At 57.8% G+C, this 23,734-nt stretch carries 24 protein-coding genes and 1 pseudogene; 12 read left to right on the plus strand and 13 right to left on the minus strand.

From position 1 onward, the window contains the following. Position 1 precedes the first annotated feature (1 nt). From ACZ5ZS_RS07585 to ACZ5ZS_RS07605, 5 genes are all read right to left on the minus strand, one after another. Positions 2-1,207, minus strand: coding sequence for an AAA family ATPase (locus tag ACZ5ZS_RS07585; RefSeq protein ID WP_188595483.1), 1,206 nt, complete (start codon positions 1,205-1,207; stop codon positions 2-4). Positions 1,208-1,374: 167 nt separating this feature from the next. Next, the gene (locus ACZ5ZS_RS07590) at positions 1,375-1,806 is read right to left on the minus strand and encodes a Zn-ribbon domain-containing OB-fold protein (RefSeq protein ID WP_188595484.1); all 432 of its coding nucleotides are present in this window, start codon (positions 1,804-1,806) and stop codon (positions 1,375-1,377) included. Beyond that, a complete protein-coding gene (locus tag ACZ5ZS_RS07595; RefSeq protein WP_188595485.1) occupies positions 1,803-2,330 on the minus strand; it encodes a Zn-ribbon domain-containing OB-fold protein in 528 nt (175 codons plus the stop codon). Before ACZ5ZS_RS07595 ends, ACZ5ZS_RS07590 begins: the two co-directional genes overlap by 4 nt. Before the next feature lie 11 nt (positions 2,331-2,341). Beyond that, positions 2,342-3,529, minus strand: coding sequence for a thiolase domain-containing protein (locus tag ACZ5ZS_RS07600; protein ID WP_188595486.1), 1,188 nt, complete (start codon positions 3,527-3,529; stop codon positions 2,342-2,344). Positions 3,530-3,535: 6 nt separating this feature from the next. Next, positions 3,536-4,678, minus strand: coding sequence for a thiolase domain-containing protein (locus ACZ5ZS_RS07605; protein ID WP_188595487.1), 1,143 nt, complete (start codon positions 4,676-4,678; stop codon positions 3,536-3,538). A gap of 516 nt (positions 4,679-5,194) precedes the next feature. Here ACZ5ZS_RS07605 and ACZ5ZS_RS07610 point away from each other — a divergent pair. After that, positions 5,195-5,356, plus strand: a complete 162-nt coding sequence (locus ACZ5ZS_RS07610) for a hypothetical protein (RefSeq protein WP_188595488.1) — start codon at positions 5,195-5,197, stop codon at positions 5,354-5,356. Positions 5,357-5,408: 52 nt separating this feature from the next. Here ACZ5ZS_RS07610 and ACZ5ZS_RS07615 read toward each other — a convergent pair whose 3' ends face one another. Next, positions 5,409-6,062 (minus strand): GNAT family N-acetyltransferase, encoded by a 654-nt coding sequence (locus ACZ5ZS_RS07615; protein WP_229657595.1) that lies wholly within the window; start codon positions 6,060-6,062, stop codon positions 5,409-5,411. Then, positions 6,059-7,810 carry an alpha-amylase family glycosyl hydrolase gene (locus tag ACZ5ZS_RS07620; RefSeq protein ID WP_188595489.1) on the minus strand — a complete coding sequence of 584 codons (1,752 nt, stop codon included), beginning with the start codon at positions 7,808-7,810 and terminating at the stop codon, positions 6,059-6,061. The genes ACZ5ZS_RS07615 and ACZ5ZS_RS07620 overlap by 4 nt, the downstream gene beginning before the upstream one ends. Before the next feature lie 225 nt (positions 7,811-8,035). Between ACZ5ZS_RS07620 and ACZ5ZS_RS07625 the strand changes: the two genes are divergently transcribed. The 5 genes from ACZ5ZS_RS07625 (at position 8,036) to ACZ5ZS_RS07645 (ending at position 12,610) form a co-directional block, all read left to right on the plus strand. After that, a complete protein-coding gene (locus ACZ5ZS_RS07625) occupies positions 8,036-8,389 on the plus strand; it encodes a hypothetical protein (RefSeq protein ID WP_188595490.1) in 354 nt (117 codons plus the stop codon). Between the two features lie 78 nt (positions 8,390-8,467). Beyond that, positions 8,468-9,124, plus strand: a complete 657-nt coding sequence (locus ACZ5ZS_RS07630; RefSeq protein WP_188595491.1) for an HAD family hydrolase — start codon at positions 8,468-8,470, stop codon at positions 9,122-9,124. Positions 9,125-9,234: 110 nt separating this feature from the next. Continuing rightward, complete coding sequence (locus tag ACZ5ZS_RS07635; protein ID WP_188595492.1) at positions 9,235-10,569, plus strand: glycosyltransferase family 4 protein; 1,335 nt, start codon at positions 9,235-9,237, stop codon at positions 10,567-10,569. Between the two features lie 189 nt (positions 10,570-10,758). Further along, positions 10,759-11,379, plus strand: a complete 621-nt coding sequence (locus ACZ5ZS_RS07640; RefSeq protein ID WP_188595493.1) for an IS607 family transposase — start codon at positions 10,759-10,761, stop codon at positions 11,377-11,379. Beyond that, positions 11,372-12,610, plus strand: coding sequence for an RNA-guided endonuclease InsQ/TnpB family protein (locus tag ACZ5ZS_RS07645; RefSeq protein ID WP_188595494.1), 1,239 nt, complete (start codon positions 11,372-11,374; stop codon positions 12,608-12,610). The genes ACZ5ZS_RS07640 and ACZ5ZS_RS07645 overlap by 8 nt, the downstream gene beginning before the upstream one ends. A gap of 66 nt (positions 12,611-12,676) precedes the next feature. On the opposite strand, the gene ACZ5ZS_RS07650 is transcribed toward ACZ5ZS_RS07645, so the two are convergent. The 3 genes from ACZ5ZS_RS07650 to ACZ5ZS_RS07660 form a co-directional block, all read right to left on the minus strand. Then, complete coding sequence (locus ACZ5ZS_RS07650) at positions 12,677-13,648, minus strand: hypothetical protein (protein ID WP_464858218.1); 972 nt, start codon at positions 13,646-13,648, stop codon at positions 12,677-12,679. An 80-nt stretch (positions 13,649-13,728) separates the two neighbouring features. After that, entirely contained in the window at positions 13,729-14,925 is a 1,197-nt protein-coding gene (locus ACZ5ZS_RS07655) for a cation:proton antiporter (RefSeq protein ID WP_188595496.1), read from the minus strand. Between the two features lie 59 nt (positions 14,926-14,984). Further along, the gene (locus ACZ5ZS_RS07660) at positions 14,985-15,200 is read right to left on the minus strand and encodes a hypothetical protein (protein WP_188595497.1); all 216 of its coding nucleotides are present in this window, start codon (positions 15,198-15,200) and stop codon (positions 14,985-14,987) included. Between the two features lie 359 nt (positions 15,201-15,559). Here ACZ5ZS_RS07660 and ACZ5ZS_RS07665 point away from each other — a divergent pair, with 359 nt between their 5' ends. The 3 genes from ACZ5ZS_RS07665 to ACZ5ZS_RS07675 all read left to right on the plus strand — a co-directional run bounded on the left by ACZ5ZS_RS07665 (position 15,560) and on the right by ACZ5ZS_RS07675 (position 19,518). Beyond that, positions 15,560-16,273 (plus strand): ABC transporter ATP-binding protein, encoded by a 714-nt coding sequence (locus tag ACZ5ZS_RS07665; protein ID WP_188595986.1) that lies wholly within the window; start codon positions 15,560-15,562, stop codon positions 16,271-16,273. Position 16,274: 1 nt separating this feature from the next. Further along, positions 16,275-17,918 (plus strand): ABC transporter permease subunit, encoded by a 1,644-nt coding sequence (locus ACZ5ZS_RS07670; protein WP_229657597.1) that lies wholly within the window; start codon positions 16,275-16,277, stop codon positions 17,916-17,918. A 127-nt stretch (positions 17,919-18,045) separates the two neighbouring features. Then, a complete protein-coding gene (locus ACZ5ZS_RS07675) occupies positions 18,046-19,518 on the plus strand; it encodes a cobyric acid synthase (RefSeq protein WP_464858221.1) in 1,473 nt (490 codons plus the stop codon). Positions 19,519-19,724: 206 nt separating this feature from the next. Here the strand turns inward: ACZ5ZS_RS07675 and ACZ5ZS_RS07680 are convergent, their stop codons facing one another. Continuing rightward, entirely contained in the window at positions 19,725-19,886 is a 162-nt protein-coding gene (locus tag ACZ5ZS_RS07680) for a hypothetical protein (protein ID WP_229657599.1), read from the minus strand. Positions 19,887-20,080: 194 nt separating this feature from the next. Between ACZ5ZS_RS07680 and ACZ5ZS_RS07685 the strand changes: the two are divergent. Beyond that, positions 20,081-20,271: pseudogene (locus tag ACZ5ZS_RS07685) on the plus strand (hypothetical protein); the annotation flags it as partial. Between the two features lie 8 nt (positions 20,272-20,279). On the opposite strand, the gene ACZ5ZS_RS07690 reads toward ACZ5ZS_RS07685, so the two are convergent. Continuing rightward, the gene (locus tag ACZ5ZS_RS07690; RefSeq protein ID WP_188595498.1) at positions 20,280-20,675 is read right to left on the minus strand and encodes a hypothetical protein; all 396 of its coding nucleotides are present in this window, start codon (positions 20,673-20,675) and stop codon (positions 20,280-20,282) included. Further along, positions 20,669-20,953, minus strand: coding sequence for a hypothetical protein (locus ACZ5ZS_RS07695; RefSeq protein WP_229657641.1), 285 nt, complete (start codon positions 20,951-20,953; stop codon positions 20,669-20,671). Before ACZ5ZS_RS07695 ends, ACZ5ZS_RS07690 begins: the two co-directional genes overlap by 7 nt. A gap of 187 nt (positions 20,954-21,140) precedes the next feature. On the opposite strand from ACZ5ZS_RS07695, the gene ACZ5ZS_RS07700 reads away from it, so the two are divergent. Next, positions 21,141-22,013 (plus strand): LysO family transporter, encoded by an 873-nt coding sequence (locus ACZ5ZS_RS07700; protein WP_188595500.1) that lies wholly within the window; start codon positions 21,141-21,143, stop codon positions 22,011-22,013. A gap of 212 nt (positions 22,014-22,225) precedes the next feature. Further along, entirely contained in the window at positions 22,226-23,701 is a 1,476-nt protein-coding gene (locus ACZ5ZS_RS07705) for an oligosaccharide flippase family protein (protein WP_188595501.1), read from the plus strand. The last annotated feature ends 33 nt before the right edge of the window (positions 23,702-23,734 follow it).

Here is a 23,734-nt window from a genome sequence, read left to right on the forward strand (position 1 = left end):
TTTAATCGCCGAGGGTTTCCTCGATGAATTTCCTCTCGTGCGGCGCCACTGTTTTCAGCTGTGCTATGGTGCCATCCTCATTTATGTTAACCTCCCTCAACTCGCCATTGTATATCTCGTATATCTTTAGTTCTCTCTTGAGTAGGTGGGCCATGGCCATTGCAATCCACTCGCTGTGGGTGGTTATTAGCAGTCTCTTGCTTAGTTTGGCTAGGTAGTTGGCGATCTGCAGTTGCATATCGATGTGAAGATTTATCTCGGGTTCCTCTACTATCATGGAATCGATGGCTGGATTCTTGGACACGGCATCTATAACCGCTGCTTGATAGACCCCTGTCGATATCATTGCTGGGCTCACTTCCCTACCCATCAAATATGCCTTGAGCATAGTGGCTGATGAATAATTGATCTCTATTTGAAGATCCCTTATGTTCTCTCCCTGTATTGCTTCCACCTTATACTTGATTGGCATTATGTATCTAAGATAATCCAATGCCAGTGGCTTCAATACCCTCGGAGCTCTGGGAGGCACGAATAAATCCGATATAGTTGGCAATAGGCTTCCCATGGCAACCCTCTCCGTGCTTATGAAGGCCGTGTTCCTCCACCCCTCCGGCGCGTTCACGGCGTTGGATACGGCGATGGCCGCGATTAACCCACCCAAGCAGTTCGTATCCCTTCCAACCGCCACAATCTTTCCATTTGTATATGATGACGTACAGCCAGGCATATCTTTCACCTTTATGAATTCCAACGGAATGAGTACCTTTAACGATTTATTGTCCACAGTCATAGATACATGGTCGCCATCAAGATAGAGCGAGACCCCATTCAACTTAATTCTGCCAGCGCCATTCCCAAACCTTATTAATTCCCCAACACTATTCACACCGAATACCGACGCAATGTAATTACGCAAGCTCTCCTCTATTGCCTGTTTATTATCATTAATTAATTTGGCGGCATCTATTTCTAAGTCCATGCGTATCTCTCCCTTCTCCTCCAACCGTCTAATCTCGTCGGTCAATTCGCTGCCTAATTTCATGGTGGGCGCAATCACTGCCCTGCCCAGGGTCAGCATTATATAAAACGCGGTGGACAAGATAGTCTTGCCCGAGGAGTTACTCCCCACTATAACTACCTTGTCGCCGAACTCGATAACGGCATTACCTATGGGGCCTATGTTCTCAACGGCAAATAAATTCACAATCAAGATATGCATCAAAGTTTAAAATCTTTTCCTGCGTTGGAATCCAGTGAAGCGGTTTATCGACCGAAATGAGCCATGTGTTGCCACGTTGATGGAGAGGCAATGATTATTTCGCTGGAAATAGGCGATGAATTGCAGGAAGGGCAATTCCTCCCTTAAATTAATCAGAGGGGCTCGAAGTACTCAATGTCGTTTATGCTGCCCCGCCTCTCCGCCCTCCACTTGGGCTTAACCTTCATCCCAATGCTCGGCCTCTCCGCTTTCAGGTAGTGAAGCAACCCGCCCGACACGCCTGGGAACTCTATGAATGCTAGGACGACGGGTTCCCTCAGCGAGTTGCCGTTGAAGTCCTCCCTAATCACGGCGAACGTCTTGACTATCCCCATGGGCTCTATCTCCACGGTCTCAGTCACCTGCTGGAAATCGACCGGGCAGAAGCCCTTGGGCGGGATGTGGATTGCGCCGCACTTGCCGCACCTGCCCGCCACTAGCTTGCCGTTCCTGAGCCCCTCCAGGAACTTCGTGCCGATGGGGCCCGCCGTGTACTCGTACTCCTCTATCTCCATTACCTCGCGGAAGTACTTCGTGTCGCTCATGGAATCACCTCGAAGCACTCGATGTCCCTTACCGAGCCCGTCCTCTCGCTTCTCCACCGCGCCTTAACCCTCCTCCCGAACACCCTGCGGCTCTTCACGTCGTCCTCCGTCGCCCCGCATATGTAGTGCATAATGCCTGGGTAGAACGTCTCGTCCACGGCGTAATCCTCGAGTCCCTGGGGGAGGTCGAGCCTTATCACGCCCACCACGAGGGGCTTCTCCATCTTCTCCCTGGTGGTCGATATGTAGGTGAGGACGGCCGTCTGGACGGTCCCCTCATCCCTAACGTAGACCCACTCGTTCAACTCGCGGAAGCAGTGGCTGCAGTATATCCTGGGCGGCACGTACACCCTGCGGCAGTGGGGGCACACGGTCCCTATTATCCTCCCGTTCCTCAACTCCTCCAGGAACCTGCCCAGGGCGATGCCCGTGGTGTACCTGTACTTGGCGTTGGGCCTCGCCGACTCCTTCACGACCGCCTCGAAGTCCCTCTCGGACAGGGAAGTGCCTAGGTACTTACCCATAGCCCATCACCTCACGTGTTCCTCATCACCACCACCGTGCCCGCCTGCATTAAGTCCCCCCACGCCTGGGCGAGCCCCGTGTATACCGGCTTCTTTACTTGCCTCTTACCGGCCTTACCGGAGAGTTGGTAATATATCTCCGCCACCTTCATGAGGCCGGCCGCGGCTATTGGGTTCCCCACCCCCAGGAGCCCGCCGGATGGGTTTACGGGCAGGTCCCCATCCCTCTGAGTGACCCCCTCCCTGGTGAGCCTTGGCGCCTCGCCCCTCCCCGCCAGGCCCAGCCCCTCCATGTGGTGCAGCTCCTTGTAGTCGAATGGATCGTACACCTCCGCCACGTCTATCTCCCTCCTCGGGTTGTTCACCCCCGCCATCTTGTACGCCATCTCCCCAGCCCTCCTCACGTAGGCGGGGAACGCCAGCTCCCTGTTGGTCCAGTGAGTCGTGTCCAGCGTGAAGCCGACGCCGTCTATCCAGACCGGGTTATCCGTGACGCGCCTCGCCACCTTCTCGCTCGCCAACACCAACGCGGCCGCGCCGTCGCTCACTGGGCTTATATCGAGCTGCTGCACTGGCCACACAAGCGTCTCGCTGCTCAGCACCTTCTCCACGGTTATGTCGGGGTCAGGCAATTGGGCGGCGGGGTGATCCACGGCGTTCCTCTTGTTCTTGACGGAGACGAGGGCTATGTCCTCCTTCTTCACGCCGTACTTATTCATGTATCTGTGCATCTCCATGGCGAATATCCAGATGAGGTTGGGGTCGAGGGGCTTCTCCACTATGGGGTCCCATATGTAGCGGAACACGTACTGCGGGTGGGGCCTCGCCGCGCTGCTCATCTTCTCCTCCGCCACGACGAGGACCGTGTCGAACAACCCGCTGGCCACGTGCCACCACCCAGCTATGGGGGTGAAGACGCCGGTGGCGCCGCCCACGTACACCCTCATGGTTGGCTTATCGATGCCCCCCGCCCCCTCGCTCAAGTACTCCCCCTTCAGGTGAACCCCGTCGAAGGCATCGGGCGCCGAGCCGATCACGACGGCATCCACGTCCCTCAACGTCAACCCAGCGTCGTCCAGGGCCTGCCTCGCGGCCGCCCACGCCAACTCCTTGGGCGTGTCCAGCATCCTGCGCCTGAAGAGTGTGAGGCCGGCGCCGACAACCGCGACCCTCTGCTTCAACTCTATATTCATCTTCATCCCCCATCACCTCCCCAGCACCACCGCGGCGCTCGTCGTGGTGGGCACGCCCCTCCACCCGTGGACGAGGGCCGTCTCGCCGTCAGGCCCATGCATCCCCCTCAACGCCTCCACGGCGTATAACAGCCTGGCAAGGCCGTGGGCCTCGAACGGCACGCCCTCCCCCAGGGCGCCGCCGCTGGCGTTGACGGGGAGCCTCCCCCCGGGCTCGAACGCGCCCTCCCTCAGCATCTTCACGGCCTCGCCCCTCCCCGCCAGGCCGAGGGCTTCAATGAATTGAAGCTCCTTGAAGGAGTACCTATTATCCACCTCCGCGAACTGAATGGCCTTTCCCGGATCATCTATCCCGGCCATCCTGTAAGCCATGCGGGCCGCCTCCGCGGCGTGCCTGGGGTACTCCATGTCGTGCAGCTCCCACTGCGATGTCTCCGTTGACCACCCAACCCCCCTCACCCACACCGGGGAGTCCGTGAGCCTCCGCGCCTCCTCCTCGCTGGCCAGCACGACCACCACGGCGGCGTCCACCAGCGGGGCCACGTCGAGCCTCCTAAGCGGGTCCAGGACCTTCCCGGCGGCCAGGTAATCATCCACCCCCACGTTCATTGCGAACGATGCCCTTGGATTCCTCATGGCGTTCCTCTTCGCCCTCACCACCACGGCCGCTAAGTCCTCCTCCGTGGCGCCGGTCCTATGCATGTAGAGCCTCGCCTCCAGGGCGGCCAGGGCGTGGGGGTTCTCAAGCCGTAGGGGGGCCATGGTTATGGGGTCCATGGCCATATTAACTATGTCCCCGAGAGTCTCCACGTCGCTGGGCTTGGCGTGGGACTCAACCACCACAACGTCGAACTGGCCGCTCCTTATCATCATGAACGCCGACGCCAGTCCCTGCAATCCATCCCCGGCCACCGTGTAGACGGGTCTCATGGCTCCCCCCAATTGATCCGGGGCGAACTCGTCGGATATTGAGATCCCCTCCCAGAAATCCTCCTGGCAGCTCACGAATGCATCGACGTCCCGTCGAGGATCCAGTCCCCCCGCGTCCACGTACGCTCTATTTGCGGCTTTATACACCATTTCCCTAAAGGAGTGAGCGGGCGTCTCGGGCTGGAAGCCGAACCAACCCACGCCCACAATACCTACTCTAGGCATAACCTCCTGCATCCATATTTATTTTAAAGCATTTCGTATCATTAATAATTCTACCGTTGATGTAAGACAAATAATAATGATTAATTAGACAAATACGTTGACTGAAAAATAAGTCTGTGATCACTGTAGAAATATTTATATATGCGTTACCAATAATTGGACACGCAGTTCATAACCATGAAAAAACCAACTCCCCCTCAAGACATTACAGATAAAACGTGAATGCATGGAAAGCCGCATCCCTTAGGCTGGAGCCGGCATAGCCGCGACAATCGTTGACGCCATGGGGTGGTTACCTGGATTCACCGCCCTACGCGCCCCCGGAAACAGCGTGAGCGGGTTCATAGCCGCGTGGGTTGAGTCGAGGACTCCCTCCCCCTCATTATCTTTTCGTCGCCGGCTTCAATCCCCGTGATCCACCCGCCGTCCACTTGACCCGCGTCCCGGTGCTCGGCATGGTTTTTTCGTATCTATTTTATCAGGTATCCTTATATAGTTTAATTGAACGGGTAATCCATGCGGAGAACCATTAAGGTGAGGCTGACCCCTCAGGAGTTCGCCGCGCTGGTGGCTAGGTGCGGCGAGATGGGCGTCCCGGACCTGGATGAATGCGTAAATAAGGTGCTTGAGGATGAGTTGAGGGAGCTATTATCATACCGGGTTCAATTCATCACGTAGATTCAGCAGCACCATCAGCCCTAATCACGCGGAAACCCATTAACTCCCTCACTTAAATATTACGCCCAACCCCTCCCTCCCCCTCATCTCCTTCTCCCTCCCATTCATCTTCCCCTCCCCTTTCCTCCCTCGCTCCCCTCCTCCACCAGCTCCTCCCCTCTTTACTGCCTACTCGACTGCCCTCCTTACCCCCATCCTTACCTTTGCCCAACCCCTCCAATCCCCCCTCCTCCCCGCACCCGCACGCCTTCAACGCCCTCCGCCGCGCCTCGTCCTCCATAACCATGTAATACGCGTCCTCCCCGTCGCTGTAGTAGGACTTCAACTGATCCGCCACGTGGAACCCCAGGCTCCTGTAAAGGGATTGAGCCACCTCGTTGCTCACCCTAACCTCCAGCACAAGCCTCTCCACGTTGCTCAGGCTGCACATGGATGCGCACATGAGTTGCCGCCCCAACCCCCTCCCCCTATACTCCCTCAGGAGGCCGACGGCCACCACGTGCCCCTGCCCCGGCGCGTCCACGCAGGATATTATATAGCCCACGGGCCTCCCGTCGTCGTAGGCTATGAAGGAGAACCTGGAGCAGCTCCTGCAGAGCCAGGCTATGAAGGACATGGTGTACTGCTCGCTGGGCTTGAATATCAGCCTCTCCAGCTCCTCCACCTTGCCCGCGTCCTCCTCGCCGCACCTGGCCAGGCTAATCATGGAACCACCAGGGCGAAGCCATAGGGTCCAAGCTCAATTCTCCGCACGTCCCTACCCGTAATTAAATCTGTCCCCACCCCCTCCCCCGCCTCCACGGGCGAGTCGAGTGGATTCGCCACCAACTCCGCCTCCCGCCGCCCCAACCGTCTCCTAATCCTAATCAACGCCCCCCGCCTCCCTCCCCCGCCTTCTCCCACTCCCTCTCCCTTTCCCGCCTCCCCGCCGACAATCAACTCCCAATCCCCCCTCGCCAGCTGGGGCAGGCTTCTCCTCGCCTCAACCAGCTTCCTGACGAGCCCCAGCGTCTCCATGTCCCACTTCCCCTCGTCCCACGGCATGGGTCTCCTATTATCGGGGTCCCCACCCCCCTCCAGCCCCACCTCGTCGCCGTAGTAGATCAGCGGGGCCCCCGGCATGGCGAAGACCATGGCCAGCCCCAGCCTGACCACCCTGGCGTCTCCCCGCGCCTCGGTCAACAGCCTCGGCGTGTCGTGGTTATCAATGAAGTTCCACGAGGAGTGGAGGAAGCTCCTCGGCACCAGCCTCAGCCTCCTCACCTCAGCATCGCTTAACCTGCCCCTCGCCAAGCCATTCACGAACCTATAAACGGCGAAGTTCGTAATGCCGTGCAGGCTGCACACCCACGGATCGGGCTCCCCCCACGCCTCGCCAAGAACGTACGCGCCGCTCCTCGCGCGCGTCATGGCCTCGGTGAACTCCCTCAGGAAGCCCGGGGGAATGCCGTGGGCCACGTCGAGCCTCCACCCATCCGCTCCCGCCCTAAGCCAGTACTCCCCCACGTCCAACGCGAACCGCCTAACCGCCTCGTTCCCGTAATTCAGTCTGGGCATCCTCCTGGCCCAGAGGAAGGACTCGTAGTTGAACTGGAAGGGGTCCGGCCTGTCCCCGTATATGAAGAACCAATCATGGAAGGGGCTCCCCCTCCCCCTCTCCACCACGTCCTGGAAGACCGGGTGGGCGGAGGACACGTGATTGAACACGCCGTCCAGGACGACGCGGAGGCCCATGGAGTGAGCCCTGTCCAGGAACTCGAGGAAGCCCGCGTTCCCCCCATACTCCTCCCTCACCTTGAAGTAATTCACGATGTCGTATCCATGATAGGAGGGGGACTCCCATATTGGGTTGAGGTACACCGCGTCCGCTATCTCCGCCACGTGGCCCAGCTTATCCCCCAAGTCCCGGAAGTCCCTCATGAAGCTGCTCGGAAACACTTGATAGAAGACCGCCCCCACGGCCCACCCGGGAGGCTCCAGGACGCACCCACCCCCTCCACCCCCCTCACCCTGAACCTCCCTCTCCCACCACCTCAACCCATCCACCTCCCCCAGGTCGCGATGCCCCTCCACCGCCTCCCCCAGGGTCCTAACCCTCTCCAGCAGGGTCGAGTTGAAGCCGTCGCGGAACCGCCACCCCGTCCCGGCGTACCTCTCGACTCCATTGATGAGGGGGAGGGCGCAGGCCTCGCCGAACACGTCCACGGAGGTCCTCTCGCACTCCCCCACGTACTTCTCCCTCGCGTTGAGCATGAATGCGTAGTAATGCCTCCCCTCCCTCACCCTGAACCTCCCGACCCACTCATCCTCCCCAACCCTGGAGAGGGGGGCCGTGCCTGGGTGCCACGAGGTGAATGAGCCCACCAGGTAAACCGAGTCGGCCCTAACCCTCACCCTGAACTCCACGACCGCGTACACGTCGTCGCCCAACTCCCAGCCCAGCACCGAATGCATCCCACCCCCTCTCCCCCCGCTCTTTATAACTTAAATGGCAAGACACCCAAGCCCCCCAGACCAACGCCCCAATAACCAATGAGGAAATCGGGGGATCCCCCGGGAGCGGGGGCTAATTGGGCGGTGAGCTGTATGATGTTTTCTTGTTGGTGGTTTGCGTGTCCAATTTTTGGTAACGCTCTTCGTGAGGGTTAAAAATAAAAAAGCTGGTTACTGCCGCGGTTAATGAGCGATAGGGACAGCGAGGAGCCTCGATGCACCTATGCCTTCCTGGAGTTCTGCAATGACGCGGATAGGTACAGGAGGTTGCTGGGCGATGCGTTGACGAGGGCTAGGCGGGAGGGGGGTAGGCTCATCGCTATATCCATACTGTGCCCCGGGGCGGATTACAACTCCTACCTGCTCACGGCCAACGAGGTGACGGCCAACAACATGGATTCAAGGATAGAACTGTACGAGGTGAGCGGGGCTGAGGGCGCGGTTAAGGTGTTCGGCCTCCTCGTTAGGAAGTGCGCCCCAGCCAAGGTTTACTCTGGGGTGGATGCATCGCTGGACGGGATTGAGGCCGTGAAGCTTTGAGTGATTTAGCTTGCAAGGCCTGACCGCGGTGATGAGCCGGGCTATGATGATGCGGAGAGGGGTTGGGGATTGGTCGCCGTGAGGTGCGTCCTGCTTGACTTCTGGGGCACCGTGGCTAGGTTCGGGGACGAGGCCGCCTTCCTGGGGGAGGTGGAGAGGCTTGGGGTGGAGCTGTGCGGGGTCGCGGGCCTCTCCAATCGCTACGACGAGGTGAGGCGGTGCACCAATATATTGAGGAGGGCCAGCATGGTGGAGATAAACATAGACGCGGAGGCCGCGTTGATTGAGCACTACACGGGGTGCAGGGCGGACGTGGTTAGGAGGATCATAACCAAGTCATTCATAGACAACTCCGTTCCCACCCCATGCTCCCTGGAGGTGGTGAGGGGTCTTCTCTCCGCTGGGCTTCGGGTGGCCATAGTGTCCAACGTCACCAACAGGGAATTCATAACGGGCTTCCTGAGGAGGTACGGGTACCCGAGGATCCCGGTTATCAGCAGCGACAGGGAGCTGAGGAGGAAGCCGCACCCATACATATTCAGGAGGGCGTTGAGGAGGCTCGCCTGCTCGCCGGGGGAGGCCGTGATGGTTGGGGACGAGGATAACGACATGGGGGCGGGCGAGTTGGGGCTGATCACCGTGGCGGTGGGCGGCAAGGCGAGGGGGTGGGCGAACATAGATGACTTGTGCGGATTAATGCCGGCCCTGAGGTCCTTGACCGGCGGGGAACGGTGAACTCGGGAGAGCGGGGGACGGAAGGAGGTGGAGGGGGAGGCCTGGATTGAGGAGCGTGTCGGGGCATATTGGTTGGAAAAGTTTATTTTTAATGGGTGCGGGTTTAGGCAATGGGAATTAGGGCTGTCGTATCAACTCAAACTCCCCTGGTTAGGTTTAAGTTGTCCATGGAGGAGCTGCTGATCAAGTACGGTGAGGCTGACTGCGTGGACGTGGAGGCCATGGATGCGGAGGATTACCAGAAGAGCCCGGGGGGCGTGACGGCCATGGTTGGACCCATGGTTTCCTCGCTTATAAGGAGCGGTGAATTCAGCTCCGTGAGGTGGGTGTCCTTCAATCCAAGCGCGCCGCCGTGCTTCGTGGCGAGCGGGATAGAGAATCACAGCGTGTACATGCCCAGCGAGAAGGTGCCCCTCTACACCAACTTCAAGGAGGCCCTCTGGAACGAGATTCACGGCATTTCGAGGATGGAGTTGGATAGGGCGGAGTACGAGGCCTTCGCGTCGTTCAATTGGGCGGTGGCGGAGAAATTGATGGCGTTCCTCAACGACACCGACGTCTACTGGGTCCACGACTTCCAATTGATGCTGGTCAGCAACATCATAGGCCCCTCGGCCCCCGTTGTCTATCAGTGGCACATACCCTTCATCCCCTCCCTGATGCAGCCCAGCATAGCCAGGTTCATTGTGAAGAACATGGAGGTGGCCGATTCCCTAATAGTGAGCACGAGGAGGGAGATGGAGGGGCTGACCAGGATGGGGTACCACGGCAGGGCGTTCCAGGTCTATCCCTGGGTGGATGAGGCGCAGCACTCGGTGCCCCCCGGAGCCGTTGGGGAGGCGGTGAGCAGGTACGGGCTGGAGGGGAAGGAGGTAGTGCTGGTGGTGGCCAGGATGGACCCCATAAAGAGGCAGGACGTGGCGATAAGGGCGTTCGCCGAGGTCGCCAAGAGGAGGCGGGACGCGGTTTTGGTGTTGGTTGGGAATGGAAGCTTCACCAGCTCCGGCCTGGGTCACGGCAAGGGCGCGGAGTGGAGGGGGAAGCTGACCGCGTTGGTGCGCGAGTTGGGGCTGGGGGATAGGGTGAAGATGCTGGGGTTCGTCGATGATAGGAGCCTCGCCGCGCTTTACGAGGCCTCCCGCCTCGTGGTTCTCCCCTCCCAACTGGAGGGCTTCGGGATAACCACGCTGGAGGCGTGGCTCCACGGGAGGCCCGTGGTGGTGAGCAGCGGGGCCGGGTCCTCGGAGCTCGTGGTGGACGGGGTCAACGGCTTCGTGTTTAGGGCCAACGATGAGGGTGACTTGGCGGCCAAGATGCTTCAAGCATTGATGGGGGACGGGGACGCCATGGGAAGCAATGGGAGGCAGGTGGCCACAATGCATACCATGGCCAAGACAATGGAGAGGCTGACGCAGATCTTCAAGGAGACCACTGAATCCGCATGATCAATGAATCCCCCGCGGCGGGGAGCTATGCCTATCAATGAGCAATCATTCCAGCGATGCGAATTCACGCCCTGGATCGATCAAATAATAATTAACGGCTCCCCTTCCCTCTCCTCCTCAGTTACGGGGCTGAATCCTTTTTCACGTTAATAGAAATCTTTTTATATTCATTTATTATCAATTATTTTTGTGGAGAGACTACTGAGGCCTAAGGAGGCTTGCCAACTACTCGGTATTTCGTACTCAACGCTCCTTCGCTGGATCAGGGAGGGGAAGATTAGGGCGGTAACGACCGAGGGCGGGAAGTATAGGATACCTTACAGTGAGGTTAAGAAGTACTTGGAGGGGAGGGAGGAGACGAGGGCAGTGATCTATGCAAGGGTTTCATCGACTGACCAAAGAGAGGATTTGGAGAGGCAAATAAACTATCTGACAAACTATACGATGGCTAAAGGTTACAAAGTGGTCGAGGTCTTGAAAGACGTTGCGAGTGGGTTGAACACGCAAAGGAAAGGTTTACTGAAGCTCTTCAAACTAGTTGAAGGGAGGAGTATTGACGTCGTATTAATAACCTACAAGGATAGGTTGACGAGGTTCGGCTTTGAGTACTTAGAGGAGTTCTTCTCCACAATGGGGGTTAGGATTGAGGTGGTTTTCGGAGAAGAACCCAAGGAGGCTACACAAGAACTCGTGGAGGACTTAATCTCGATTATAACCTCGTTCGCCGGGAAAATTTACGGTATGAGGAGCCATAAGAAAACACTGCTCGTTCAGGGTGTAAAAAAGTTGATGGGTGAGTTAAATGGATAGGACGGTGAAGTTAAGGGTTAGGGTTGACTACGCTACGTACTCGGCACTTAAGGAAGTTGAGGAGGAGTACAGGGAGGTTCTAGAGGACGCTGTGAGTTATGGGCTTGCGAACAGGACTACCTCCTTCACTAGGATTAGGGCTGGGGTCTACATGACTGAGAGGGAGAAGCACAAGGACTTACCTTCGCATTACATCTACACGGCGTGCGAAGACGCGAGCGAGAGGTTGAGCAGTTTCGAGAAAATGAAGAGGAAGGGTAGGGCTTTTACTGATAAACCAACGATAAAGAAAGTGACTGTCCATTTAGATGATCACTTGTGGAAATTCAGCTTAGACTCTATCTCTATCTCAATAAAGAGGGGTAAAGTCTTCATTTCGCCGACCCTCCCTAAGCTCTTCTGGAAGTATTATAATGGCGGTTGGACAATTGCGAGCGAGGCTAGGTTTAAATCGTTGAAGGGCAACGTGGTGGAACTCTACATCGTCTTTAGGAAGGATGAGCCTAAACCTTACGAGCCTAAAGCATTTATTCCAGTTGATCTCAACGAGAATTCAGTCTCTGTATTAGTTGATGGAAATCCAATCCTTTTAGAGACTAATATCAAGAAAATTACTCTGGGCTATGAGTATAGGAGGAGGGCAATCACCACTGGTAGGTCAACTAAGGATAGGGATGTTAGGAGTGGGTTGAGGAGGCTGAGGGAGGGGGATAGGAAGGCTGATATTAGGTGGAAGTTGGCTAATCTAATCGTCAAGGCTGCATTAGAAGGTAGAAGCGCCATAGTCCTTGAGAATCTGCCTAGGAATACACCGGAGAAGATGATTAAGGGCATTAGGGATCCCCAGCTTAGGTTGAGGATTTACCGCTCAGCCTTCTCCTCAATGAAGAATGCTATCATTGAGAAGGCTAGGGAGTACGGTGTTCCAGTAATCCCAGTTAACCCAGCCTACACCTCCTCAACCTGCCCAATCCACAACTGCAGGATCACTTACTCACCCAATGTGGGCTCTGCCCAAAGGGTGGGTAAGTGCGAGAAGGGTGGTGAATTGTGGCACAGGGATGTCGTCGCACTATACAACCTAGTAAGGAAGGCCGGAGATGGGAGGGCCGTGCCGTTGCCCTCGACGGGGCCCCATGACCCACCTACCGTTAAACTTGGTAGGTGGCTGAGGGCCAAGTCCCTACACTCGATCATGAATGAACATAAAATGATCGAAATGAAAGTGTAGGGACAAACGGAGGCTTTGATAATGAACTATAAGCCTGCCGCTCAAGGCGGGAAAGGGGGTCGGGTTTTAGTGCTTCTTCTCCGTACTGATCAATGTGTCATAAATCCTTCCCAGCAAGTCGTATAGCCTATCCATTCTCTCGCCGATTCTGTTGCCAAGCTCATCCACCTTCTTGTTGGTTTCCGCTATTTGGCTTGATAATTCATTGCGCACTAATTCAATTTTATCGTTTGTGTTTTCTATTTTTCCATTTAGTTCGTTTCTTAGGCCGTCCATTTTCTTGTTTGTGTCTTCTATTTGTCTCAGTACCTCATCGTGTATGGCCTCTATTCTTTTATTGGTTTCCGCTATTTGGACTGATAGCCCGTCGTGCATTATTTCTATTCTTTTGTTTGTGTCATCTATTCTTTTGTTTGTTTCAGCTATTTGTTTCAGCAATTCATCGCGTACAGATTCTATTTTTCTGTTAGTCTCCGCCAATTGGTTTAATAGTCCATCATGTATCGCCCCAATCCTCTTATTTGTTTCAGCTATTTGGTTTGACAGCCCATCGTGTATAGCTTCAACTCTCTTGTTTGTTTCCATTATTTTGTTTAATAGTCCATCTCGTACTGTTTCGATTTCCTTGTTTGTCTCCATTATTTTGTTTAATAGTCCATCTCGTACTGTTTCGATTTCCTTGTTTGTCTCCATTATTTTGTTTAATAGTCCATCTCGTACTGTTTCGATTTCCTTGTTTGTCTCCTTGTTTGCCTCCATTATTTTGCTTGATAGATTAATTTCGGTCGTCACGATTAGGTTGGTCAGTCCGCGCATCGCGTTGTTTACATCCCTGTTCGTATTCGCTATTTGCTCCAGCAATCTGTCGTTCATTTCGTTCATCCTGCTGTTGGTCTCATCTATTCTCCTGTTGGCTTCCCTTAACACTCCTATGATCAACGTGATGAGGTCCTCGTTGGAGAGCTTCTTGCCTTCCTGGACCTTCTTGATGACGGCATCCATGGCCTTATCAATGGCAGAACCCACTATTGACTCCACGGGCTTATATGTGGATCCAGTATTTAAACGCAGCTGGCCTTGGGATCCTAACTGCGAGCGGAGCGCTCAAGGCTTCGCCCCTAATCCCTGGATCCATTGCGGGAGCCGTTCCAGACCAGGAGGGGACCGAGGAGGGTGGTGAGCATTATCATCATGGTCACCTCGGTGTACAGCTGGGGCGTTATCACGCCCATGTCGAATCCAGTCGCGGCTATGACTAGCCCCACCTCGCCCCTGGGTATCATCATGGCTCCAATCGCGGCGGAGTCCTTGATCTTCCTGGTGAAGGGGAGGGAGAAGATCATGGCGCCCAGCGCCTTGGTGGCTATGGCTATCGCGGTCACCGTGATGACGCCGAGGTCCACGCCTGGGTTGAGGAAGTTGGCCAGCGGTATCTGTGCTCCCAGCACTGCGAAGAAGAGGGGCCCCAGGCTCTCCTCTATGGTTTGGGAGAACGCCTTCGCCCTCTCCCTGATCAGCGACTCGCCCACCGATATCCCGGCCAGGTAGGCCCCCACCACGGGGGATAGCCCCACCATCACGGAGATGCCGCTCATTGCGAAGGCGGCGGCGAGGGAGGAGGACTCTATCAGCTCTGGCCTCTTGAGGGCGTTCATCGCCCTCGGTATTATGAGGAGGGATAGGACAAGCATGAGTCCCCAAACCGCTATTAAGCCCGCGGCGGTCTCGATGGCTGTCCTTATGGTTACCCTGGCCGCGGTGGCGAGGGTTAGGACGACGGCGAGGGAGATGATGCCCACCACGTCGTCCAGCACCACCGCGTTGTACACCAGCTCCCTGGCGTCCCTGTTCCCCATCCTGTCCAGCATCTTCACCACCACGGCGGTGCTGGTGGCCATGAAGGTGGCGCCGAGCAGCATCGCGGCCTTCACGTCGTACCGCGCCACGTAGTAGTAATAGTAATACGCGGCGGCGAACGGCACGGCGGCCCCGCCCACCGCCACCACGAGTCCCTTCCCCCCGCTCCTCCTCATTGGGGCGAAGCCCTCCCCAACCCCTGAGGAGAAGATGAGGAATATTAGGGCTATGTCCGATATGGCCACGACGTAATTATTGATGTTTATTAGGTCGAACCCAACTACGCCTCGCAGCGCGTTGTTGAGGATGTACCCCAGCGCGTACGGGCCCATAACCATCCCGCCCAGCATCTCCCCCACTATGTGATTGACCCCGACCCTCTCGAACGCGACGCCCAGGATCTTGGAGGCGGAGACAAGGACTCCCACAGTGATTAGGGCGTAGTAGACGCTGCTCACGGCCCTGGGGAGTTCTTGATCTATTAAACATTACGACGAAGCCGTTCAGTCCCCAGTCCTTAATGCGCCCTCCTCACCACGCGCCTCGGTTGTTGAACCGGCCTAACGGAGTACTTGATGTTCCTGGTGTCCAACGCAGTGAAGGGAGCGCCGCAGTAGGGGCACGAGGGCCCTATCCTGTAGATGATCAATTGAAGCAGCTCGGGCGGCGTGCGCAGCTTCCTGAACACGGCCACGTCCCTCCCGCAGTGCTGGCAATACACTATTATGGCCATATGGGCGCTCCATGCTCCATGTATATAAACATAAGCCTCAGGATGAGCAGTAATACTTGCGGCCGCGCAACGCCTTGACCAGCCCCAAGCCCCCCTACGCGGGGCGCTGGGATACGGCCTCCACTTCAACGCTCAGGCGTTTTTGGTTAGAATTAGGCCGGGGTAACCCGCCCACTTCATTGTCCTGTCTTCGACAGGTCTCCGAGGGGTTACCTCTCCCCCCGCCGCCGGCTTCTCCCTATTAAGTTTTTCTCGGCGGCAATGCTTAAATACCCTATATAGAAGCGGCGATCGGTGGGATTATTGCAATACTTGATGTGATTGGGGTATCCTTCAGCTACAGGACGGAGAAGGGCGTGATGCCCGTGTTGAGGGGGGTTTCCTTCGACGCGGGCGAGAATCAATTCGTCTCCATAATAGCGCCGTCCGGCACGGGCAAGACGACTCTGTTGAAGATCATCAGCGGCCTGGTGAAGCCGGATGAGGGAAGGGTTCTCCTGATGGGGGAGGAGGTGACGGGCCCCACCCCCCTCATATCCATGATTTACCAGGACTTCGCCCTCTACCCCTGGCTCACCGCTGTGCAGAACGTGGAGCTGGCCCTCCTCCACAAGAGGCTGCCCAGGGAGGAGAGGAGGCGCAGGGCGCAGTCGATGCTGGAGCTCGTGGGGCTGGGGGGCTTCGAGGATTACTACCCGAGGGAGATGAGCGGCGGCATGAGGCAGCGCGTGGCCATTGCCAGGGCGCTTGTGGCGGAGCCCGTGGTCCTGTTGATGGATGAGCCCTTCGCCAGCCTCGACGCGATAACCGCGGAGGGGTTGCGGAGGGAGGTGTTGGACATAGTGTTCAGCAGGGAGTCCACGGTTAAGTCCGTCATAATGGTGAGCCACAACATAGAGGAGGTGGTGGAGCTGTCGGACAAGGTGGTGATCCTGGGCGGGAGGCCGGCCACAGTGGTGGCTCAAGTCCCCATAGAGCTGCCGAGGCCGAGGAGCTCGAGGGACCCCACCTTCAACGAGGTGGTGGATAGGCTGTACTCCGTGATATCGACGGCGGTGAAGGAGGCGAGGTGAAGTGATCCCCCCCGCGCTGTTGATGGTGCTGGCGGGGCTCGCCACCCTGGGGAGGGTGTTCGCCATGATAGGGCTCGCCATAGTGACGGGGTGGTTCCTGGGGTACTTGGCGGCCAGGAACAGGAGCGTTGAGTCCGTCTTCCTCTCCACAACGCAGACGCTGGAGGGGGTGCCCATAGTCACCTTCTTCCCGCTGGTCCTCGCCATATTCCTAACCCACCTGCCGCGGGGCATTGGGGTGGAGCTTTCCGTGGACTTCCTCGTATTCACGGGCGTCGCGTGGAACATCTGGGTGGGGCAGTACGAGGCGATAAAGACCATTAGTCAGAACCTGGAGGACGTGGCGGACATGTTTAACTTGACGTTCATGGAGAAGATGAGGCACCTGTACATACCGTCCACCATACCGAGGACCGTCGCCAACGTGGTGACTAGCTTCGCCGTGGGTCTCTTCTACATAACGGTGAGCGAGGTGATAACCGTGGGAACCACGGAGTACTCGGCCTTCGGCATAGGCACCCTGATATACGACTACACCGTCGCCGGCGAGGCGGGCATGGCCGTCGCCGCCCTCGGCGTCCTCGTGGTCCTGGTAATCGCCGTGACCTACTTCATCCTTTACCCCCTCATCGATTGGTCCATGAAGTTCACCTACGACCCCCTCCTCGCCGTCCCCGCGAATCGCTTGGCGGCCCTGCCGAGCAGGTTGAGGGGGGGAATGGCGAGGGGGGTGAGGAGGTTGAGGAGGATGTTCCCGGAGAGGCCTCAATTGATGACGCCCGCCGGCAGGGCGAGGCTCGTCTCCCTCAACTCCAGGCAGAGGGCGTACGGTAGGCTGAGGCCCCGCGTGCCTCGGGTCGTCTCCATAGCCATGGGCGCGGCCCTGGCCGGCCTCTTCATGTACGCCGTCTACCTGGCCTTCACGGGGCCCGCGGCCTTCTCCATGTTCAGCGACTTGAGGCAACACCTGTACCTCTACCTATACCTGCTTGGGCTGGATTACCTGAGGGTCCTGGTCGTCACAGTCGCCTCCCTCGCCACCGCCATAGCTGCGGCGTACGTCATGGCCGTGAGGAGGGGGGCCGAGTCGTTCCTAATATACGCGCTTGAGATAGTGGCCTCAATCCCGGCCCCGTCCTACATCCCCCTCATAGCCACCCCCCTCGTCACGGCGCTGGGCAAGTTCATGGGGTTCAACGGCTCCCTGGAGTTCCTCGCCCTCCTAACCGCCTACCTCAGCACCGTGTGGTACATACTCTACAACACGTACATAGGCGTCAAGTCGATACCCAGGGAGCTCTGGGAGTTGAGCTCCACGTACAAGCTAACCCTCCTCCAGAGGATGAAGTACCTCGTCCTCCCCGGCGCCTTCCCCGCCATGGTGACGGGCCTCGCCAGCACCGTGGGCAGCACTTGGGGCGGGCTTCAATTGGCTGAGTACATTCAGATAGGGAGCAATTACTACATGGTGAACGGCATATCGGGGCTCATGGATTACTACACCTCCACGGGCAACGTGGCGGGCCTCAACGCCGCCTCCCTCCTCCTCGCCATCACCATAGTGGCGCTGAGCGTGGGCCTGTGGAGAACCCTCTTCAGCTACTCCAGGAGGCGCTTCAGGATGGAGGGAGCCTTCAAAATGTGAAAAACAAGTAACGACTCCCCTTTCCCCATCCATTTCCCTTTCCCTTCTTCTCCCTCCTTACCGCCCCTTACCTTCTTTCCCTCCCCTTCCCCGCTTTCTTTATTTTTCCCTCGCTGCTCGGCTCTTCGTGTTCGTGCTCTCCACGTCCTCCAACAGCGGGAAGACAGTGATTGTGACGGCCATTGCGCGCGTCCTGTCTAGGAGGGCGAGGGTTGCTCCCTTCAAGGCGCAGAACATGTCCCTCAACAGTTACCCGGCGGTGGATGGTGGGGAGGTGGCGGTGGCGCAGGCCATGCAGGCGTACGCGGCTGGGGTGGAGCCCTCGACCGCCATGAACCCCATACTCCTCAAGCCGTTGGGGGATGATAGGAGCGAGGTGATAGTTAGGGGGCGCCCGGCCTTCATTGGGGGCTTCGGGGAGTACTCCTCCTCCATCCTGGATAGGTGGCGCGTGGTGAGGGGGGCGGTGGATGAGTTGAGGAGCGGGTTTGACTTGGTGGTGGGGGAGGGGGCGGGGTCCGCCTTCGAGCCCAACATAAGGGACGTGGCTAACTTCCGGGCCGCGGAGTACCTGGGCGGGGGCGCGTACGTGGTGCTGGACATCGAGAGGGGGGGCGCGTTCACCTCCGCCCTGGGCCTCATGGCGTCAATACCGCCCCGGTGGAGGGGGTTGGTGAGGGGCTTCATAATAAACAAGTTCAGGGGGGAGGAGGGGTTGCTGGATGGGGCGGTGAGGTGGTTGGAGGAGAGGACGGGGAGGAGGGTGGTTGGGGTTATTCCATGGATGGACGTCCACAAGCTCTGGCCCGAGGACTCGGAGTCCATGGAGGGCTTCGGGTCGGGGCCGCTTGACGTGGCCGTGATCGCCTACCCATGGATATCCAACTTCAACGAGTTCCAGCCCCTCTCCCTGGAGCCCGACGTGGGGGTGAGGTTCGTGCGGGGAGGGTCGCTGGGGGAGCCTGACCTAATCATCCTCCCCGGGTCCAGGAACGTGCCCGCCTCCCTGGAGTGGCTTAGGAGGACGGGGCTTGAGGCCCAGTTGAGGAGGGCCCTGGGCTCCTCCCTCGTCCTGGGGGTGTGCGGCGGGTTTCAATTGATGGCGGCGAGGATAAGCGATCCCCTAGGCGTGGAGGGCGGGGCACCGGGGCATTATAGGGGCTTGGGGCTGGGGGACTTCGAGGTGGTGTACGCGGCGGAGAAGGTGGTGAGCAGGAGCAGGGCGCAGCTCGTCGAGCCCGTGGAGCTCGAGTTCAGGGGGTACGAGATACACAGGGGGAGGGTGTCGTACGGCTCCGCCCGGCCCTCCTCCCTAATAGTGGAGAGGAACGGGTCGCGCGTGGAGGTGTTGGACGGGGTTTGGGATGAGGCGTTGGGCGTCGCTGGGACGCACCTGCACGGCGCTCTCGGGGACCCGGGGTTCAGGGAGTTGGTGCTGAACGAGGCGCAGGAGGAGGAGGGGGTTGCCGCAGCGGAGGAGCGGCGGGGGGTTGATCGACGCCCTACTGGCGGGGGTGGACGAGGTGGCGAGGGTCGTGCGGGACCGCCTGGACCTGGATTGGGATTAATGGACGGAGCTCGGAGTGGAGGAGGGATTTGATGCCGTGTTAGCATTAATTTGCCGCGCAATTAAGCGTAGCGGGTCGTCTAGCTTGATCGCGGCAACCACGTAATTCCATCCAGCTCAAGACCGTCATTCGCGCCTAACCGTGCCTTAACTTATAGCCTTAAGGGCTAGTCCCTTCATTAACGGGTCAATGCGTGCCCTCGCGTGGGAGGGAGCTTTATCCCGTTCTTCTTCATGTATTAATCCAATGTGATGTCAGGTATTTGGCCGGGATCTGGGAATATAGTCACTATCGTGAAGCACTTCCTCGTTTTGGCAATGATTATGCGCAGCGTTTTACCCCTATGCTCCACAATAGCTCTCCTACGTTCTAGCTCCCTGTCCTTAAGCCTATCCGGCACATCCTCTCGCGCGGCGTTTTCATATATAATGAGTGCCTTATTTTTTATTACGTCGAGGATTCCATGTCCAACATACTTGACAAAGTTAAACGATAAGCCTCGCCCCTTCTAGGGGCGGGGATAGTTTTTAAGTACTGAAACGTTAAAGCATAATGGAGCGTGTCCCCGCATGGGGATGCCCGATAAGGGCTCCACATATCCCCGAGTCCCTAAGAACCGCGGGTCGAGGGCTCCCCTCGGTGAGGGATAGGGGTAATGGGTTGAAGGCCCAGCCAGTGGTTCACCGCTGGACGAGCGGAGCGGGGTGCTTTACGCACCCACTAGCTGTGAAGCGATGAGGGTGAAGGCGGTGCACCACGAACCAATGAACCGCCCAGAGGGAACCCCCACCCCTCAAGGCGGGGAGGAGGTCAGACTCCATCCTATTACCGGGTTCATTGCTATACATGGTTCACCGAAGGGTGTTATTGCATCGGCTATCATGACGGCTATGGGCTCTACAAAGATGTCGAATACCCTTCCCTCAACCTTTATTGTTGCATGTGCTAATTTTATGATATTGAAAGGTACAGGCCTATAGGGGATATTGCCTATACATGCTCCAACCACTTGCTGTGGCTGGCTTTTGAACCTTGAAGCTGTATAGATGCCGACCACCGTTATATTGTAGCCGTCGCCCACCCTAGCCGCTTTAACGCCCATAATTCTATACATTATCTCTATGTTACCTGCCGCCTCGACCTCGCCGGGCTGGCTCTCAAGCACCTCCACCTCAAGCGGAGTCACCATACCTCCACACCGGCTCTACTCAACGCGTTGATGACCTCCCCATAATCCCCATCCCACTTCACCACCTCCAGGTCAACGCCCCACACGCCGTTCTCGTCGGCGAAGATGGCAAAGTGACCACTGCCTTCTACAACGTACTTTGGCTCCCCATCCCTAAGCCTCATAGAGACGATCTCCACCGACGTATCGTAGTGAGCCGTGAACGCCGCTGCAATGGATGGAGCCGGAGACTCTTGATTTGACACTAAATCGTTGCTGTATGCATTGCTCACCCACATGCTCACGTTGTTAAAGCTCATCGTCGGTTTTTAAACTTGTTGAGGAACGGCACTTGCCCGGTTCATTCCCTGGAGGGCATCGTGAAGTGAGGAGTCCCTGGGGGTTGGGGTGGAGCTGGGTTTTTCCTCATGATGGGCGGCCTCCTCGTGCAGCTAAGCTTAAAATGGGCATTGTCCGCGTCTCTTCGTGGATTTGCTTGGCTTGGCCTTCATAGGGGTCTTCCTGGCCGCCCTGGGCGTCGGTAGGCTGGTTCCCCGCGCTTCCCCCTTCTTCGCGCGGGCCATGCTTCCCATAGTCGTGGTGCTGGTCTTCACCATAAGCATGTGGGGCGGGAACTCGATTAGGACTGTGAGGGGAGCCGCCTCGCTGCTCGCCTACTCGGCCGCGTACGCCGTCTCCACGATGTTCCTGGGCTACTCCATGGGGCTTGGGCTGGGCGGGGTTGGTCGGGGGAGGGGAGTTAGTGGGGCGGGGCCGCCTAGGCTTGGGCTGGTCTTCGTGCTGGACCTGGCCGTGGGTTGGGCAGTGGGGTCGTTCGTGGAGCTGCCTCGCCCGGAGTCCATCATCACGGGGGAGCTCTACGTCTTGGCCGGCGTGGTTGGGCTTGGGTTGGGCGGGGAGGTGGGGCGTGGGGCGTTGGGGTCGGTTGGGGTTGAGGGGGTTAAGGCGGTGGGGCTCGCCGTGGCCGGCTCCCTCCTGGCCGGGCTGGTCCTCTCCCCCATTCTCCGGGTCCCTCTCAGGGCGTCCCTCGCGGTGGCGTTGGGCTTTGGGTGGTACACGTTCGATGGACCCGCCGTGGCGGCGTACGCCGGTCCTTATCTGGGCGTCATGGCGTTCCTCGCCAACTTCCTCAGGGAGCAGTTGACGTTCGCCGTGGTCCCCCTCCTGCCAGGGAACCCCGCGGCGCTGATCAGCATGGGGGGAGCCACCACCATGGACGACACGCTCCCACTCTACGCCGCAGTACTGGGGAGGGAGTACTCCATCCCGGCAATGGTGAACGGCCTCATCCTAACCCTAATAGTGCCCGTGGTGATACCCCTCATACTGGCGGCGTAGAGAGGTGCTAGGGTGGGATAAGTGGGAGGGCTTATGTCTCGCTTGGCTTGATAATGGCGCGATTATTTGTCTCCCCTCTCCTCCCTTTCCTCTCTGGTGGTGAAGGGGTCTCGTTCCTGTTTGCATTGATTTAAGGATGCTCTCAGCGTATTGTTTAATTCTCGAGGGAGTTTTGGGTAACTTTAAATAAGCCAATTGGATTGAGTTCGTGAATGAGGCCCACTGCCAAGCCTAGGGAGGAGTCCAGGGTGATGGGGATAATCCTGAACTACGCCCAGACCCTGGTGAACTACGGCTTGGCGGTTGCCTACGTGATTGTCCTCACCAGGTACGTCCCAATAGAGCAGTACGGCTACTACAACGCAATAGTCTCTTTTGTAGCAATAATAAGTCTCTTCTTTCCCACGCTGGGCGTGGACAACGCCATAGCCAGGGAGGCGGCGGGGACCCACGCGAGGGGCGGGGACGTGATTCCCTACTACTCCGCGTTGGCGTCATTGACGATGTTCTTGTCCATAATGTACGCAGTCGCGTTGATTTTCTTGGCCCCCATTCTCCGCTATCATGGGGTTCCATCATATCTGGTTCCCATAGTTTACTTGTTAGCGGCGGGGATAATAATTAACGTGTTGGTTGGCCCAATGGGCTTCTACCTATGGTCGACGCAAAGAACTGCGACGCAGGGATTGGGGTCTACAATAGGTTCCCTCACATATAGATTGGCCCAAATAGCGTTGATACTGGCGATGCGAAACGTATATGCAATAGCCATCGCCTCCCTCCTCGGAAACTTGGCTACGTTGATATTTTTCCTAGTTCATGTACGAGTGGCTCCTAGGGTAATTGAGGGGTTCAGATTATTGAGGGGGAGATTGAGGAGCTTCTTCAACTCCGGCTTCCAGTACTGGATAGCCTCGTACCTGGGCTCCCTATCCGGCAATATCCTCTCCTACCTTGTATTTCTATTCCTAGGCCCCACTCCATCGGCTTTATTCGGCATCTCTGTGGTTATGACGGGGGCGGTGGGCGGATTCAGCGCAGCGGTGGGCAACGTGTTCGGCTCCTCCGCCTCCCACGCCTGGGGAATGGGGCTGGACGTGGGGGAAATGGCCAAGAGGTACGCGCTGTCCGCCGTGGCCGCCGCCTCTTTGCTGTCCTCCCTCGCCGTGCTGCTGGCCCCCCTCCTAGTGCCCCTCGGCGTATTGGTGGGAAACTACGTCGCCGCGCTCCCATACGCAATGCTATTCATGGGCACAGCGTCTCTCTCCTCGCTGGACTCGGTCTACATGACCTACTACTGGGTGGAGGGGAGGGGGTGGTTGGCGGTGGAGCGCACGGCGGTGGGCGCCGTAATCACAATCGCGATATACGTCGCCGCGGCCGGCAGGCTTGGGCTTTACGCCGCCGTCCTATCCTCGTACGTCGGCATGGCCGTCACGTCCATCCTCTACTGGATAAACAATAGGCCCTGGGGCGCCAGGATGGTGTCGACCATAGTTGTCTCCCTCGCCGTGCCCGCGTCCGCTGCCATAACTTACGCGTTGGGTATGTGGCCCGCGCCGCAGGCATTAGCCGTACTGCTCCTAATCCTATTCCTGTTAGCCGTGAAGCCCCTGGACTGGGACTCCCTCGGCCAATTCCCGCCCCTCCTAAGACCCATAGTCAAGCACTTCGCAAGGCGAGGTTAAGGAAGGGAAGTTAACCACCCCTCTCCCCCATCC

Source organism: Thermocladium modestius, assembly GCF_055398215.1.

Excerpts from the sequence above, each read along its gene's own strand:
- ACZ5ZS_RS07660 (WP_188595497.1), bottom strand. The coding sequence starts at position 15,200 with ATGGCCATAATAGTGTATTGCCAGCACTGCGGGAGGGACGTGGCCGTG.
- ACZ5ZS_RS07620 (WP_188595489.1), bottom strand. The coding sequence starts at position 7,810 with ATGCATTCGGTGCTGGGCTGGGAGTTGGGCGACGACGTGTACGCGGTC.
- ACZ5ZS_RS07645 (WP_188595494.1), top strand. The coding sequence starts at position 11,372 with ATGGATAGGACGGTGAAGTTAAGGGTTAGGGTTGACTACGCTACGTAC.
- ACZ5ZS_RS07705 (WP_188595501.1), top strand. The coding sequence starts at position 22,226 with ATGAGGCCCACTGCCAAGCCTAGGGAGGAGTCCAGGGTGATGGGGATA.
- ACZ5ZS_RS07610 (WP_188595488.1), top strand. The coding sequence starts at position 5,195 with ATGCGGAGAACCATTAAGGTGAGGCTGACCCCTCAGGAGTTCGCCGCG.
- ACZ5ZS_RS07590 (WP_188595484.1), bottom strand. The coding sequence starts at position 1,806 with ATGAGCGACACGAAGTACTTCCGCGAGGTAATGGAGATAGAGGAGTAC.
- ACZ5ZS_RS07625 (WP_188595490.1), top strand. The coding sequence starts at position 8,036 with ATGAGCGATAGGGACAGCGAGGAGCCTCGATGCACCTATGCCTTCCTG.
- ACZ5ZS_RS07635 (WP_188595492.1), top strand. The coding sequence starts at position 9,235 with ATGGGAATTAGGGCTGTCGTATCAACTCAAACTCCCCTGGTTAGGTTT.
- ACZ5ZS_RS07615 (WP_229657595.1), bottom strand. The coding sequence starts at position 6,062 with ATGATTAGCCTGGCCAGGTGCGGCGAGGAGGACGCGGGCAAGGTGGAG.
- ACZ5ZS_RS07665 (WP_188595986.1), top strand. The coding sequence starts at position 15,560 with ATGCCCGTGTTGAGGGGGGTTTCCTTCGACGCGGGCGAGAATCAATTC.
- ACZ5ZS_RS07605 (WP_188595487.1), bottom strand. The coding sequence starts at position 4,678 with ATGCCTAGAGTAGGTATTGTGGGCGTGGGTTGGTTCGGCTTCCAGCCC.
- ACZ5ZS_RS07695 (WP_229657641.1), bottom strand. The coding sequence starts at position 20,953 with ATGTGGGTGAGCAATGCATACAGCAACGATTTAGTGTCAAATCAAGAG.
- ACZ5ZS_RS07600 (WP_188595486.1), bottom strand. The coding sequence starts at position 3,529 with ATGAAGATGAATATAGAGTTGAAGCAGAGGGTCGCGGTTGTCGGCGCC.
- ACZ5ZS_RS07595 (WP_188595485.1), bottom strand. The coding sequence starts at position 2,330 with ATGGGTAAGTACCTAGGCACTTCCCTGTCCGAGAGGGACTTCGAGGCG.
- ACZ5ZS_RS07690 (WP_188595498.1), bottom strand. The coding sequence starts at position 20,675 with ATGGTGACTCCGCTTGAGGTGGAGGTGCTTGAGAGCCAGCCCGGCGAG.